Consider the following 15,050-nt stretch of genomic DNA (forward strand, 5'->3'; position numbering starts at 1 on the left):
GCAGTTCGCGTCGCATAGTCGGCGGCGCGGAAGCGGCGACATAAGGGGAGCCGCCGCGCATGGCAAGTCTTGGCAGATGCTTGGGCGATTGCGGGCGGCGCGGCCCGCGACTAGGGCTTGAGCGATGATCTGGCGGCCGGCTTTTGCAGTCTTCGTGGTCGCGCTCGGCGCTTGTTCGACGCCTGGCGGACAATATCCTTCCCTTCAGCCGCGCGCCGCGGAGAACATCGATCCGCGGGTGCCGGTCGAGCGCCCGATGAACGATCGTCCAGTGACGCCGGCGCTTGCCAGCCGCCTTGCCGAGCTGGTGTCGACAGCGCGTGGCGCAGACGCGGCTTTCCAATCGGCTGCGGACACTGCGGAGAGACTGGCTGCAAACGCCGGCGGTCCGCAAAGCGAGGGCTGGATCGCCGCGCAGGAGGCCTTGTCGTCGGCGATCGCAGCAACCGGACCGACCCGTCTGGCACTTGGCGATATCGATGGCCTTGGCGCGACCAAGCTGCAGAGCCAGGGAGGGCTCGCGCCGAGCGATCTCGCAGCGATCAAGGACGCCGGTGCCGAGGTGGGTGCTCTAGATGCCCGTCAGGCGGCGCGCATCAAGGCGATCCAGCTGCGCCTGGGCGTGCGCTAAAGCTTGATCAACGGCATGACGCTGGCGTGGTCGTCGGTCCAGGGCGTGAAGCCCTTGCGGCCCTGAAGCATGGTCCATTTTCCGGGCGAACGAGCGATCAATTGCTTTAGCGTGTCTGCCGACGGCGACATCGCGATCCAGTTCGATGCGCTCTCATTCTGAAGCGAGCCCGTCGAGTCAGGCACATATTGCCGCTGGATGGCATGCCATCCGCCGCGCATCGCCGCTGCCGCGACAACCGGCTGGAGGTCGAGATAGCGATTTGAAATGTGAACCATCAGCAGGCCGCGGCCGCTCAGCATGCGCCGATAATCGGCGAACGCTTCCTCGGTCAGAAGGTGCATTGGCACTGAGTCCGACGAGAAGGCGTCGATCACGAGGAGGTCGACAACCGCGGGCGGCTTGCGCTCGATCAGCAGGCGGGCGTCGCCAATTTCGATTCGCGCGTCTGGCTTGCACTGCGAAATGAAGGAAAAGCGCTGCGGATCGCGGGCGATGGTGGCGACGACGGGATCGATCTCGAAGAAAGTCCAGCGCTGCCCAGGCTGGGCGTAGCACGCGAGCGTACCGGCCCCGAGGCCGACAACGCCGACGCGCGCGCTGGCGCCAAACAGCTGGGGCACGGCGTCCATTGCAAGGCCGACGCCTGAGCCGTGAGCATAGTAAGTGGTCTCCATCCGCTCGCGCTGGGACGAGCCGATGTTCTGAACGCCGTGCAGGGTGGTGCCATGGACGAGCATGCGAGCGTCGTTGGGCGCCGGGCGGATCGAGTAGATGCCGAAAAAGCTTCGCGTCATCTTGCCCGGCACGGCGCTGAGCTCCAGCCGCTCCCACCCGCCGGCGGCAATCAGCAGCGAGCAAACCGCGGCGGTGAAAAGCAGCCGGTTGCCGATGGCTGCGATGGCAATGACGAGGATGGACACCATCGCCATGTGGTTGAGCGGCTTCGACGTTTGAAATCCGAGCACATCCTTGCCCAGAAAGGCGAGCAGGATGAGCAACACGATTGCCGCCATGGTGAGCGTGCTTCCGCGGCGCCTGTCGTTCCATAGCCTGCCGAGCGGCTCGAACGGGTTGCGGTTGATCATCAGCGCCGCCGCTGCCGCAAGCAGGATCAAATGCTCGTAGGTCCAGTCGAAGATGAGCGGCGCGAGCAGCGCGCAAAAGGCGCCGCCGATCACGCCGCCGATCGACATGGCGAGATAGAAGAGCGTCAGATGCTGGGCGTCCGGACGAGAGTCGAACAACCGGCTGTGCAGCGACACCGAGACCGTGAAGAGGTTGACGATCGAGATCACGCAGAAGACCAGCGCGAGCCAATTCTGGTCCACGAACACCGCAAAGCAGGCAAGCAGAAGGAACAGCGGCGCGAGGCGCGCGATCGCCTCGGCCGGCTTTCGGTTAGTGGCGAAGGCAAAGGTGAAGCTTAGCAGATAGACGCCAAGCGGAAGCACCCATAGCAGTGGCATCGCAACGAGGTCGGTCGTGATGTGGAGGGTCGTCGAGAGGATCAGGCCCGAAGGAACGGCGGCGAGCAGGATCCAGAATCCGAACTCGCGTCGCGACGGGTTGGGCGTCGCCTCTTCCGGCGGCCGCTGCGTTGCGTTGCGCGGCAGGACCATGGCGCACCAGCCGACGAGCAAGATCATCAGACCGTAGGCAAGGCTCCACAGCAGGCGCTGCTCGCCGATGGGAAGCAGCGGCTCGACCAGCAGCGGATAGGCGATGAGGCCGCCGAAGCTGCCGAGGTTCGATGCCGCATAAAGAGGGTACGGATCGGTGCCGATTTCGCCGTACCAGCGCTGCAGCAGCGGCGCCTGCGCCGAGACGGCGAAGAACAATGGGCCGATGGAGACGAGCAGCAGCCACGGCACCCACAGGAAGGGATTCGCGCTGGGCGGCGGCACGGCGGCGATCAGGCCGATCGGAAGCATGAGGCCTGCCGCGAGTAGCAGGGCGATGTGGATCACAGCCTGCCTGCGCGGCGCGAACCGGCCCGTCCAGTGCGCATAGGCATAGCCGCCGAGCAGCAGCGCCTGATAGACGAGCATCGCCGAGTTCCACACGCTCGGCGCACCACCGAGGCGGGGCAGCGCCATGCGCGCGACCATCGGCTGAACGAGGAAGAGCAGGAACGAGCCGACGAAGATCGCGGCAACGAAGCGCTGCCTGGACCAGGGATTGCGCGCCTCGATGTTGCCTGCCGTTGTCGCCATTGTAGCTGACGCTAGCGGTGGATTGGCTGCATTGGGTTAACGGCGGTCGTGGACTGCCGCGTCGCGTGCCGAGGGCCATTCGGCCGCGCCGATCTCATAAACGATCTGCGGATTGACCGCCGGCCCGAAGCGCTGGTCGACGAAATCGAGTTCTTCACGCCGGGTCATGCCGAGCCGCTTCATCAAACCCTGGCTCTCCCGGTTCGGCGGGATCGTCATCGCAATGATCCGGTCGTAGCCGAATTGCCCGAAGCCGAGGTCGAGCGCGGCGATGGCTGCTTCCTTTGCGATGCCCTTCCCCCATGCGCTCTCGCGGAGGCGCCAGCCGATTTCGGGCACGCCCGCCAGCTTGTTGGCGCCCGGCGTGTTGACCCGCTTCAGACCGCAAAAGCCTTGGATTTCGCCCGTCGCGCGATCCTCGACGACCCAGAAAGTATGGCCATAATCGCGCTGGTAGCTGCACAAGCGATCGAACCCTGCGCGCCACTCTTCCGGCGATTGCACGCCGCCCAGATGACGCATCACGGCCGGCTTGTTCATGATCTCGTAGAAGGCCTGCTCGTCCGGCACGTCCCATTCGCGGAGGCGCAGCCGCTCGGTCTCGGCAACGAACTTAGCCACGGAGCGCCTCGACGCCGCGAACCACTGCGCCGACCGCGTCATCGACATGCTCGAGGTGAGTGCGAAAGCAAAGGATGGCGCAGCGCAGGCGGTAAGTTCCGTCGATGCGCGTGCCGCTCATCATGACGCGGCCTTCCTGCTGGATGTGTTGCATCAGGCGCTCGTTGAAGGCGTCGGCGTCGCCGCTCTTGGGCAGGTAACGGAAGGCGACGACGGAAAGTTGCGGTTCCGGCCCGGGGTCGAAGCCGTCGATCTCCGACAGGCGTGCGTGGAAGTAGCGCGCGAGCGCGAGCTTCTCCGACTGCGCGGCGCGGAAGGCGGCGATGCCGGCGATCTGCAGCGGCAGCCACAGGCGCAGCGCCCGGAAGTGGCGGGTTAGCTCGGGCGAGAGGTCGGCGGGCGACGGCCCGACCTCGGACTCGCCGAGCGGACGGATATAATCGGCGCTGGCGCTGAACGCTTGTTGCAGCAGCTTGCCGTCGCGGACGAGCGCGGCGCCGGTGCCGTATGGCAGGAACAGCGCCTTATGGGGGTCGAGCGCGACGCTGTCCGCCTGCTCAATGCCACGAAGGCGCTCTCGGCCTTCGTCGCAGAGGGCAAACAGACCGCCATAGGCGCCGTCCACGTGCAGCCACGCGCCGTAGCGGCGGCAGAGGTCGGCAATCTCGGGCAGTGGGTCGATGGCCCCGGTATCGACGGTTCCTGCGGAGGCAATCACCAGCCATGGGCGGACGCCACTGCGGCGATCTTCCTCCAATGCTCCTTGAAGCGCCTCGACTGACATGCGGTAGTCTTCATCCGTATCGATAACGCGCTTGGGCGAGCGTCCGCGACCGGCGATATGCAGCGCCTTGTCGACGCAATAATGGGCAAAGCGGGTGACGTAGACCGCGCCCCCACTATCCGGGTCCCGCGCCTCGCGAGCCGCGACCACCGCAGTCAGGTTCGCGATGCTGCCGCCGGATGTCAGTGTGCCGGCAGAATCTGCGGGATAGCCAATGACGCTCGCCAGCCAGGCGGCGCAGGCATTTTCGATGCGGACCGCGCCGGGGCTGGCCGACGCAAAGCCCGAATATTTGTTGGAGGTCGCGGCCAGCAAATCTCCGAACGCCGAATAAGGGACACCGCCGCCTGGAATGTACGCCATGAAGCGCGGGCTGGTGGTCGCGAAGCCCGGATTGTCGATGCAGGTGCCGACGTAGTCGAGGACCGACGCCGGGTCCCTGCCCTGCTCGGTGAACTCCGGGTCCAGCCGCTGGCTGAATACTTCTGACCAAGGCCGGTTGCTCGACGCTTCTTCGACCTGATCCCAGTAAGCGAGCGCGTGGTCGAGCGCCTGACCGCCAATGGCGCGACGTGTAGCCGCGTCCGGTTCCAGCGGTGCGGCGGCTTCGCGGAGGCGCGCAATCTCGGCGCGAAGCTGGTCGATCACGAGATCAGGCGCGCGGCATCCACCGCGTGATAAGTGAGCACGCCAGTGGCGCCGGCCCGTTTGAAGGCGAGCAAGGTCTCCAGGATCAGCGCGTCGCGGTCGCCCGCTCCAGCCGCCGCTACCGCCTCGATCATCGCATACTCGCCGCTCACCTGGTACGCGAAGGTCGGGACGCCGAAAGCATCCTTCACCCGCGCGACGACGTCGAGATAGGGCAGCCCCGGCTTCACCATCACGAAGTCCGCACCCTCAGCCAAGTCGAGCTCGACCTCCCGCAGCGCTTCTTCGATGTTGGCCGGGTTCATCTGATAGCCGCGCTTGTCGCCCTTCAGTCGACCGAGCGAACCGACCGCCTCGCGAAACGGCCCGTAGAAGGCCGAGGCGTACTTCGCGGCGTAGGCCATGATCGCGACATTCTGGTGCCCCTCGTCCTCGAGCGCAGCGCGAATAGCGGCGACCCGGCCGTCCATCATGTCGGAGGGCGCGACGATATCGGCGCCGGCTTCGGCCTGCACCAACGCCTGGCGGACCAGAACCTCGACCGTATCATCGTTGATGACGTTGCCGGCGATGTCGACGATGCCGTCGTGGCCGTGGCTCGTGTAGGGATCGAGCGCGACGTCGGTCAGCACGCCGATGTCGGGCACCGCATCCTTGATCGCCTTGATCGCCTGGCAGATCAGGTTGCCGCTGTTGAGCGCCTCGCGCGCGTCGTCGGTCCGAAGGTCGGTCGGCGTGTTCGGGAACAGCGCGATGCATGGGATTCCGAGGTTAGCGGCCTCGCGCGCCTTGGCGCCAAGCTTGTCGATGCTCCAGCGGCTGACGCCGGGAAGGGAGCCGATCGGCTCATCGCAGTCGCGTCCGTCGCAAACGAACAGCGGCCAGATGAAGTCGGACGGATGAAGCCGATTCTCGGCGAGCATCGAGCGCATCCAGGCGCTCGAGCGGCCGCGGCGCATCCGGAGGTGGGGGAATGAAGCTGACATGGCGCGCCTCTAGCGTCATTCGGCGCCTCACGGGAACCCAAATGCTTGCGCCGCCGCTTAGTGGGGATGGCAAACAACAATAAGCTGCCCCGAAAAGCGATCCTGATCGTCAACACGGCGAGCCGGAGCGGCGCGGACGCGTTCGAACAGGCGCGCGAGAAGCTGACCGGTGCAGGGGTTGAGCTGATCGATGCGCGGTCGGTGGACGACCCCGAGACCCTCCCGCACGAAATAAAGGCGGCGGTGAAGCGCGCGCCGATGGTCATCGTCGGCGGTGGCGACGGGACGCTGTCCGAGACGGTCGACGATTTTCTGGGGAGTGATACGGTGTTCGCGCTGCTCCCGCTCGGCACGGCAAACAGTTTCGCGCGCACGCTGGGCATCCCGCTCGATCTGGACGGTGCTATCGACGTGATTGCCAATGGCTTGCCGCGGCAGATCGATCTTGCGGCGATCAATGGCGATTATTTCCTCAACAATGCCGCGCTGGGCCTCGCGCCCAAGGTGGCGGAGACCGTGCCGCATGGCTTGAAGCGGACCCTGGGCCGGCTTGGCTATCTGCTGTGGGCCGGCTGGTCGGCCGCCAGCTTCAAGGCGTTCCGGCTGACGGTGGACGACGGCAAGCGGCGTCACCGGCTGTGGGCGACCGAGGCGCGGATTGCCAACGGGCGCTTCCATGGAGGCATCGAGCTGATCGAAAGTGCCAACGTCGATAGCGGCGAGATCGTGGTTCAAGCAGTCGAGGGGCGAAGCGTTGTGAAGCTCGGCTGGAGCTATCTCACCAGCGCGTTGAAGCATCCATCGCGGCACGATCCGCTGACCGAATTTCGCGGCAAGAAGCTTCGGATCGAGACTCACCCTCGCATGCGCGTGTCGATCGATGGCGAACTCGGGCCGGAAACGCCTTTCGAGGCAACCGTCGCACCAGGCGCGATCACCGTCGCGGCGCCTAGAGGCTAGCCCGCCGGGTTGAGCGCGCCGCCGGGTTCGCGAGTTGCCTCCGCCTCTTCGATGCATTCGTCAGGGCTCGGGACTTGCTCGATGCTGAGCTGTGCTTTCCGCCAGCCGCCCTTCCAATAGTACAAGACGGCGAGCGCCATATTGGCGAAGGAGCTGACCGGGAAGCTGAGCCATACCGCGTCCGGCCCGAGCCAGTGCTGAGTCGCGAATATCCAGCCGAAACGGACCGGGATCAGGCCCACCGCGAGGATGATGAGCGGCGCCCAGACGGCGCCATTGGCCCGCACTGTCGCGAACAGGACCATGGTCACGCCGAACAGCAGGAAGTTCCAGGTCGCGAGCATGTGGATGTGCCGAGCGATCGGCAGCGCCGGGCTTCCAGAGCCCATGAACAGCGCGAGCACCGTGCGATCGGCCAGCGTCAGCAACACGATCAGCGCGCCGGTGATCAGCAGCGACAGGACGATCCCATTGCGCGTGATCGCACCGACGCGGTCCCATAGCCGGGCGCCGATGTTCTGTGCCGACATGGCGCTGACGGCCGCGCCGATCGCCATCGCCGGCATCTGCACATAGGTCCAAAGCTGCATCGCGACGCCGAACGCCGCTGTCGTGTCGACGCCCTGCCGGTTGACGATGCCGATCAGCGCCAGCGCCGACATCGAGATGACGACCATCTGCAGGCCCATGGGGAAGCCTTTGACGATGATCGTTTTCATGATCGTGAGCTTGGGCATCAGGTAGCGCAGTTCCGCACCGCGCAACCGCAGGGGCAGGTCCCGCGCATAGACGTAGATGACGAGTCCGATCAGGCTGACGTAATTGCCGATCAGCGTCGACATGGCCGAACCGGCAATACCCATCGCCGGGATCGGGCCGAAGCCCCGAATGAAGAAGGGGTTGAGGCCGCTGTCGAGGACGACGGCGACGATCATGAACCAGAGCGGCGTCAGGCTGTCCCCCGCCCCGCGCAGCGCCATCATCATCAAGGTCAGAAGCAGCAGCGCCGGCATCGCGAGAAAGATGACCTGCAGATAATCGAGCGCGAGCTTTGCCGCGTCGCCCGGTGTTCCGAGCAGGTGCAGGATCGAGCCGGACAGGAAATAGCCGGCGATGCCGATCAGGATGGTGACGACGGCGAAGCCTCCCATCGCGGTGCCGAAGATGCGCCGCGCCTCATCGGTGTCCTTGCGGCCCCAATACTGGCCGATGAGGATGGTCGACGCCATGCCGAAGCCGAACACGAAGGCGGTCAGCAGAAACATGACCATGTTGGCATTGGACGTCGCCGCGAGCGCGCCTTCGCCGAGCAGGCGGCCGACCCAGATCGCGTTGACGGTGCCGTTCAGCGACTGAAGGATCGAGGACGCGAGCGTCGGCAGCGCGAACTTGAGAAGCGTCGGGCCGATCGCGCCTTCGGTCAGATTTCCGCGCTGCGGGGGCCCTCGTCTCGCTTGTGCGTCAGCCACTCGTTTCTCCGTCTAGCCCAGTCGCTCCAACGCGGCACGGAGGCGATCGGCCTCCGCCGCCTTGGCGTCGTGGTCGGCTCGCGCCTTTTCGACGGCTTCGGGCTTGGCGCGTTCGGTGAAGTTCGGGTTTGCGAGGCGCTGGGCGAGGCTGTCGCGTTCCTTTTCGGCAGTCGCGGCGCCCTTCGCTAGCCGATCGCGCTCGGCGTCGAGGTCGATCACGCCTTCGAGCGGAAGCGCAAATGTCGCTTCATCAACAACCACCTGCGCGGCGCCGGTGCCCGTGAAGGTCGACAACTGGATCGATTCCAGGCGAGCCAGCCGCGACAGCATGGCGAAGTTGCGGTCGAGGCGCGCGGCGGTCTCTTCCGAGGCGTCCGCAGCGAATAGGTGCAGCTTTGCCGATGGAGGTACGTTCAGCTCAGTACGAGCGGACCGAACTTCGCCGACGAGCCTGATTATCCAGTCGAGTTCGGACTTCGCACGGAGATCTATCTGAGCCTGCGGCTCGGGCCATTTAGCGACGATCAGTTCGTACGGTCGTGCGTTCGCATTCCACAGCTCTTCGGTGATGAAGGGCATTAGCGGATGGAGCATGACAAGGATCTGGTCGAACGCCCAGGCGGCGACCTTCTTGGTCTCCTCGTCGAAGCTGCCTTTGATCAGCTCGACATACCAGTCGCAGAAGGTGCCCCAGACGAAGTGGTAGATGGCATCCGCCATCTCGTCGTAGCGCAGTTCGTCGAAGGCGCGATCAAGCTTACCGAGCGTCTCGACGACCTCGCCGATGATCCAGCGGTTGACCGGAAGCTCGGCGGCGGGTGTGGCGATGCTGTCGCTAGCGCCGACGCCGTTCATCTGCAGGAAGCGCGCGGCGTTCCAGATCTTGGTCGCGAAGTTGCGATAGCCTTCGACGCGCTTCTCATCGAGCTTGATGTCGCGGCCCTGACTTTCCATCGCCGCCAGCGTGAAGCGCAGCGCGTCTGCCCCGTATTTGTCGATAAGGCCGAGCGGGTCGACCGTATTGCCCTTCGACTTGGACATCTTCGCGCCCTGCGCGTCGCGAACCAGGCCGTGGAGGTAGAGCGTCTTCCATGGCACCTCGCCCATGAACTCGATGCCCTGCATCGCCATGCGCGCGTCCCAGAAAAAGAGGATGTCGAAGCCGGAGATGAGCACGTCGTTGGGGTAGTGGCGGCGGAGGTCCTCGGTCTCCTCCGGCCAGCCGAGTGTCGCAAACGGCCAGAGTGCTGAGCTGAACCAGGTGTCGAGAACGTCTTCGTCCTGCCGCAGCGGTTGGTCTCCCGCTTGCTTGCGTGCTTCTTCCTCAGTCTCAGCGACGAAGATCTTGCCGTCCTCGGCATACCACGCCGGAATGCGGTGGCCCCACCACAGTTGGCGCGAGACGCACCACGGCTGGATGTTCTCGAGCCAGTTGAACCAGGTTTTGGCCCAAGTCTCGGGCACGATCCTGATGTCGCCCTTCTTGACCGCTTGGAGCGCGGGCAGCGCCAGCTTGACGGCGTCGACATACCATTGGTCGGTAAGCCACGGCTCGATGACTACGCCTGAGCGGTCGCCATAGGGTGTAGGGATGACCCGGTCCTCAACGCGGACCAGCGCGCCTTCGTCTTCCAGTCTGGCAACAACCGCCTTGCGCGTTTCCTCGCGGGTCAGGCCGAGCAGCTCCTGCGGGATGAGGCCGTCCCGCGTCTGCACAACGTATGCCTCGGCATCGAACATGTTGAGCATGTCCGCGGGCATGAAACCGGCGCGCTTGCCGACCTCATAGTCGTTGAAGTCGTGACCCGGCGTGATCTTCACCGCGCCGCTGCCCAACTCCGGATCGGCATGCTCATCGGGGATGATCGGGATCAGGCGGCCGGTGATCGGTTGCTTGATGTGCTTGCCGATCAGCGCCTTGTAGCGCTCGTCCTCCGGGTGAACCGCGACCGCCATGTCGGCGAGCATCGTTTCGGGCCGCGTGGTTGCGACGTGAATTGCGCCGCTGTTGTCGGCAAGCGGGTAACTGAGCGTCCAGAACTTGCCCTGCACATCGCGCGTCTCGACCTCGAGGTCGCTGATCGCGGTCTGGAACTTGGGGTCCCAGTTGACGAGCCGCTTGTCGCGGTAGGCAAGGCCGCGCTTGTAGAGTTCGACGAAGACGTGAGTGACGGCTTTCGAGAAACCCTCATCCATCGTGAAGCGCTCGTTCGACCAGTCGCACGATGCACCGAGGCGACGGAGCTGCCGCGTGATCGCGCCGCCCGACTGCGCCTTCCATTCCCAGACGTGCTCCAGGAATGCTTCACGTCCGATCTCCGCGCGCTTGATGCCCTGGCTGTCGAGGTTGCGCTCGACCACCATTTGCGTCGCGATGCCGGCGTGGTCGGTGCCGACCACCCAGAGCGCGTCCTTGCCGCGCATCCGCTCGCGCCGGCTGAGCACATCCTGCAGCGTGATATCGAGCGCGTGGCCGATGTGCAGCGAGCCGGTGACGTTCGGCGGCGGCATAACGATGGTCCACGGCGTCGCATCGGGGCGCTCGGGCCGGAACAGGCCGTTGCTCTCCCAATGCGCGTACCAGCTATCTTCAATCGCGCGGGGTTCGAAAGTCTTCGGAAGTTCGCTCATGCAGCGCGACTAAACGCGCTGCGCTGCAGCATCAACCTCGCTCGGGTCGCGCCGGTGCCGTCGCGGGGGCAGGCTGGGCAGCGTCCTTCCCCAGCCACCGACCGAACCAGCCGAACACCTCGTCATACCATTGGACCGAATTCTTCGGCTTCAGCACCCAGTGGTTCTCATCCGGGAAGATCAGCAGCCGCGAGGGAATGTTGCGGCGCTGGAGCGCGGTGAAAGCGGCGATCCCCTGCGTGTAGGGGATGCGGAAATCCTTCTCACTGGTGATAACGAGCTGCGGCGTCCGCCAGTTGGTGACGAAGTTGACCGGGTTCCATTTCTCGAACTCGCCCGGCGCTTCATAATAAGGATGTTTGCCGTGCTCCCACTCGTCGAACCACAGCTCTTCGGTCTCATATGCCATGGCGCGGGCATCGAAGACGCCGTCGTGCTGGACGATGCACTTGAACCTGTCGGGCCATTTCCCTTCGATCCAGTTCATCATGTAGCCGCCGTAGGACCCGCCGGCCGCGCAGGCGTTGTTGGCGTCGAGCTGCGGGTCTTGAGCGGTCGCGTAGGCGAGACCTTTTTGAAGGTCTTCAAGCGGCCAGCCGCCCCAGTTCTGATGGATCGCGTCGGTGAAGGCCTGGCCATATCCGGTCGATCCGTGGAAATCGACGCTCACGATGCCGTAGCCGGGTGCTGAGAAGAGCCGCGGGTTCCAGCGGAAGGACCAGCTGTTGGAGAAGCTGCCCTGTGGGCCACCGTGGACGAGCAGCAGGACGGGCAGCTTGGACGTCACGAGGTTTGGCTTCAGCGTGAAGCCCCACACCGTGTCGTTGTTCGCGCCCTTGAAGCTGAACTTGCGGAAGGTGACCGGGTCGAGCTGCGAAAGCAAAGCGCGGTTGACGTCGGTCAGCTTCGTCGCTCGGCCGGCGGCGTCGAGGCGATAGATGTCGTCGGGAGCGTAAACGCTGTTCATCGTCACGATCGCGCCGCTGCCGGCGAGCGCGTGGACGTTGGCGTAATGGCCCTCGCCCGTCAGCCGCGTGACCTTGCCGGTCGCGACATCGACTCGCCACACGGGCTCTTCGAGCGTGTCTTCGGCGGTGATCAGGATGCTACGCCCGTCGGGCGCCCATTCGACCGACCCGACCGAACGGTCGAAATTCTGCGTTAGCGCCCGGGTCTGGCCGGTGGCGATGTCGCGCAGCTGGAGGACCTGACGATCGGCTTCATAGCCTGGCCTCGCCATGGCGACGTAAGCGAGCGTGCGACCATCGGGTGATACAGCGGGCGCGGTGTCGGTTGCGTCATTGGCGTCGGTCAAGTTGACCGGCCGGGTGCTGCCGTCGCTTGGAACCGCGAAGATATCCATGTTTGTGGACAAGGGCTCGATCCGCCCGGCTTCGCGGAGCGTAAAGTAGAGCGTGCGGCCGTCGGGCGAGAAAGCCAGTTCCTCGCCGCCGCCGAACGGCTTCGACGGCGTATCGCCTTCAAGGTTGCCGGTGATACGGAGACCCGGACCCGACAGGCGGCCGTTGACGACCGGGTAACTGTAGAGGCGCGAGCGCGTGCCGGGCTCGGCCCACGTATCCCAGTGACGCACGAAAAGCTGATCGTAGGTGCGACCCGATCCTGCCGGCTTGGGCGCCGTGACGCCTGCGCAGCTGATGTCCGGGCACGCCGGGCGGTCGGCCCAGACGACGACGCGGTCACCGGTGGGCGACAACTTGAAGCCGCCGACGTCGACGCTGAAGCTGCTGACCTGCACCGCCGCGCCGCGCGGCGCCATGCGGAACAGCTGGTCGTGATCGCCGACCGGCATCAGGAACCAGATCGATCCATCGCGCCCGAAGACGGCATCATGACCCTTCTCGGCGCCCTTGACCGGCTGCGGCAGCGCGCCCGGCCGCGTCAGGTCGAGCGTGTGCAGCGTGTTGTTGCGCTTGTTCTTGTCCCAGTCGGTGTCCGAGATCGTGAAGACCGCCAGGCGGCCATCCGGCGAAACTTCCGGAGCGCCGAGGCGATGCATCGATTGCATGTCGCGGGCCGTCATCGGGCGGGCAGAAAGCGGGGAAGCCGCAAGCGCGACGGCTGCGGCGGCGAGGAGAAGCTTGGGCTGAATCATGACTGCGGCGTAGCAAAGCCGCAGCGTCACGCAAGGACTAGAGCGGGCGCCCCGTGATACGCGAGATTTCGCGCTTCACATGCTCCTCGACCATCTGCGGCAGATGATCGTCGAGCCATTGCTTGAGCATCGGGCGAAGCATCTCGCGCACAATCTCCTCAAGTGGGTTGGCCTGTGGCGTCGCGGGCGTCGTCGCGGCGACGGTCTGGAGTTGCTCGAGCGCCTGCCGGCTCTGACCTGCCGCCTGCTCATCGAGCAATGGCGGTCCTAGGTCCGCGGCCGGCGCAAGCGGCTGGTCGAGCTCGAGCACGTCCTCATCGCCGGTGTCGGACGTCTCTTCGGGCAGAGGTTCGTCTTCGAGCTGGTCGACGGGCGGCGCCGTCGAACGCAATTCCTTCTCCTCCGCGATCACTTTTTTGATCGACGCGAGGATGTCTTCCATCGAGGGTTCGCGACCGGGCGACTGCATGGGCGCGGATATCGCTTATTGCTGCGGCCGAGTCACCCCTGACGTGGTCACCGGTTCGATCAACGTCGTGCCGGGCACGAGTTGCGGCGTGACGGCCGGATTGGGCGGTAGCTCATTGGGATCCACGGTGCGGGTCGCGGCCGTCGGGTGGCGAGGATCGGTGGACCAATCGCTCCAGCTCCCCGCGACACGACGATAATTGCCGAGCGGATCGTACAGCGGACCGCCGTCGAGCCCGAGGTCCTGCGCTTCCGCCTGACCCATCGCATTCAGCAGCTGGAAGCCAGCCACATATGCGTCACGCTTCGCGGTCACCAGTTCGACCTGGGAGTTCAACAGTTCCTGCTCGGCATTCAAAACGTCGAGAACGGTGCGCGTGCCGACACTTTGCTCGGCGCGAGCGCCTTCGAGCGCGAGCTCGTTGGCCTGGGCGGCGACAGTATTGGACTGGATCGCTTTTTGCGCTGCGTCGTAGAGCGCGAACGCGGCGCGCGCAGCCTGGACGACGGCGCGTTCCGTGCCGACGACCTGCTCCGTGACCTGGCCCTGCTGGGCCTGCGCCTGACGAATACGCGCCGAGGGAAGGCCGCCCTGAAAGATCGGGATCCTGGAACTCAGGCCGATGGCCGTCTGCCCGCCGGTGCTCTGCTGATTCCCGATCGTGCCGCCAAGCTCGTTCACGTAGGTGCCGCTTCCCACTGCCGACAAAGTAGGCAGCCGGCTCGCTTCGGCGACGCGAACGTCATATCCAGCGGCGATCGCCTGACGCGTGATGGCAATGAGGTCGGGATTATTCGCGAGCGCGATTCGAACGGCCTCTTCCGGGCTTGTTGGAAGCGGCGGAAGCGGCGGCGGCGGGGCCAACACGCCTGGCGGATGGCCGATAACCTGACGGTAAGTGGCTTCGCTCGCCGTCAGGCGGCCTTGCGATTCCGCAAGCCGCGAACGCCCGAGCTGCAACCGCGCTTCCGACTGAGCGACGTCGGTCCGAGTAAGATCACCAATCTGAAAGCGGTCGCGTGTCGCCTCGAGGTTGGTGGTCAGGACTTTGACGTTGTTGGCGTTGAGCTCCACGATGGCGCGATCGCGGATGACATCCATGTATGCCGTGACGGCCTGGGTGAAGACATCGCCCTCGACAGCGCGAAGCGTGGCCCGGCTTGCCTCTACCCGGGTCTTCGCGGCACGAACGTCATTCCTGACCGCGCCGCCGTTGAATATTGGGTAGCTCAGGTCCAGCCCAGCCGAGAGCGTGGGCCCGTTTCCCCCCGTCTCCAGAATGCCGCTGCGGCTGAGGTCGCGGTTGATGCCCAAGGTGCCACTGACTTGCGGTCGGCCGGCCGCGCGAGCCACCGCCACGCTGGCGTCCACGCCACGCAGGACTTCACGCTGCGCCGTGAGTGTCGGGTTGGTGTGGTAGGACGAGACAAGCGCCTCGCGCAGGGTGTCGGCCGAGGCCGTACCCGCCATCAGCGCAGCAACCAGCGATCCGGAAATAAGCTTACGAAGCACGCTGCCC

At 65.3% G+C, this 15,050-nt stretch carries 11 protein-coding genes; 2 read left to right on the forward strand and 9 right to left on the reverse strand.

From position 1 onward, the window contains the following. The first annotated feature begins 124 nt into the window (after positions 1–124). A complete protein-coding gene (locus ABD704_RS05125) occupies positions 125–631 on the forward strand; it encodes a hypothetical protein (protein ID WP_344698603.1) in 507 nt (168 codons plus the stop codon). On the opposite strand, the gene ABD704_RS05130 is transcribed toward ABD704_RS05125, so the two are convergent. The 4 genes from ABD704_RS05130 to hemB are packed head-to-tail and all read right to left on the reverse strand — an operon-like array spanning position 628 to position 5,886. Continuing rightward, on the reverse strand, positions 628–2,847 hold the full coding sequence (locus ABD704_RS05130) for a spermidine synthase (protein WP_344698604.1): 2,220 nt from the start codon (positions 2,845–2,847) through the stop codon (positions 628–630). The two genes, ABD704_RS05125 and ABD704_RS05130, sit on opposite strands and share 4 nt — an antisense overlap. A 36-nt stretch (positions 2,848–2,883) precedes the next feature. Then, complete coding sequence (locus ABD704_RS05135) at positions 2,884–3,468, reverse strand: GNAT family N-acetyltransferase (RefSeq protein ID WP_344698605.1); 585 nt, start codon at positions 3,466–3,468, stop codon at positions 2,884–2,886. Next, entirely contained in the window at positions 3,461–4,900 is a 1,440-nt protein-coding gene (locus ABD704_RS05140) for a pyridoxal phosphate-dependent decarboxylase family protein (protein ID WP_344698606.1), read from the reverse strand. Before ABD704_RS05140 ends, ABD704_RS05135 begins: the two co-directional genes overlap by 8 nt. Next, positions 4,897–5,886 carry a porphobilinogen synthase gene (hemB, locus tag ABD704_RS05145; protein WP_344698607.1) on the reverse strand — a complete coding sequence of 330 codons (990 nt, stop codon included), beginning with the start codon at positions 5,884–5,886 and terminating at the stop codon, positions 4,897–4,899. The genes ABD704_RS05140 and hemB overlap by 4 nt, the downstream gene beginning before the upstream one ends. Before the next feature lie 66 nt (positions 5,887–5,952). Here hemB and ABD704_RS05150 point away from each other — a divergent pair, with 66 nt between their 5' ends. Next, positions 5,953–6,846, forward strand: a complete 894-nt coding sequence (locus tag ABD704_RS05150; RefSeq protein ID WP_344698608.1) for a diacylglycerol/lipid kinase family protein — start codon at positions 5,953–5,955, stop codon at positions 6,844–6,846. Here ABD704_RS05150 and ABD704_RS05155 read toward each other — a convergent pair. The 5 genes from ABD704_RS05155 to ABD704_RS05175 are packed head-to-tail and all read right to left on the reverse strand — an operon-like array spanning position 6,843 to position 15,043. Then, positions 6,843–8,315, reverse strand: a complete 1,473-nt coding sequence (locus ABD704_RS05155; protein ID WP_344698609.1) for an MATE family efflux transporter — start codon at positions 8,313–8,315, stop codon at positions 6,843–6,845. The two genes, ABD704_RS05150 and ABD704_RS05155, sit on opposite strands and share 4 nt — an antisense overlap. A 12-nt stretch (positions 8,316–8,327) precedes the next feature. After that, complete coding sequence (locus ABD704_RS05160; RefSeq protein WP_344698610.1) at positions 8,328–10,946, reverse strand: valine--tRNA ligase; 2,619 nt, start codon at positions 10,944–10,946, stop codon at positions 8,328–8,330. A gap of 31 nt (positions 10,947–10,977) precedes the next feature. Next, the gene (locus tag ABD704_RS05165; protein ID WP_344698611.1) at positions 10,978–13,062 is read right to left on the reverse strand and encodes a dipeptidyl-peptidase 5; all 2,085 of its coding nucleotides are present in this window, start codon (positions 13,060–13,062) and stop codon (positions 10,978–10,980) included. Positions 13,063–13,099: 37 nt separating this feature from the next. Further along, positions 13,100–13,531 (reverse strand): DUF2497 domain-containing protein, encoded by a 432-nt coding sequence (locus ABD704_RS05170; RefSeq protein ID WP_344698612.1) that lies wholly within the window; start codon positions 13,529–13,531, stop codon positions 13,100–13,102. A gap of 15 nt (positions 13,532–13,546) precedes the next feature. Further along, positions 13,547–15,043, reverse strand: coding sequence for a TolC family outer membrane protein (locus ABD704_RS05175; RefSeq protein ID WP_344698613.1), 1,497 nt, complete (start codon positions 15,041–15,043; stop codon positions 13,547–13,549). Between the last annotated feature and the right edge of the window lie 7 nt (positions 15,044–15,050).

The sequence above is a fragment of the Sphingomonas limnosediminicola genome (assembly GCF_039537965.1).
In the GTDB taxonomy this organism is placed as follows: Bacteria; Pseudomonadota; Alphaproteobacteria; order Sphingomonadales; family Sphingomonadaceae; genus Sphingomicrobium; species Sphingomicrobium limnosediminicola.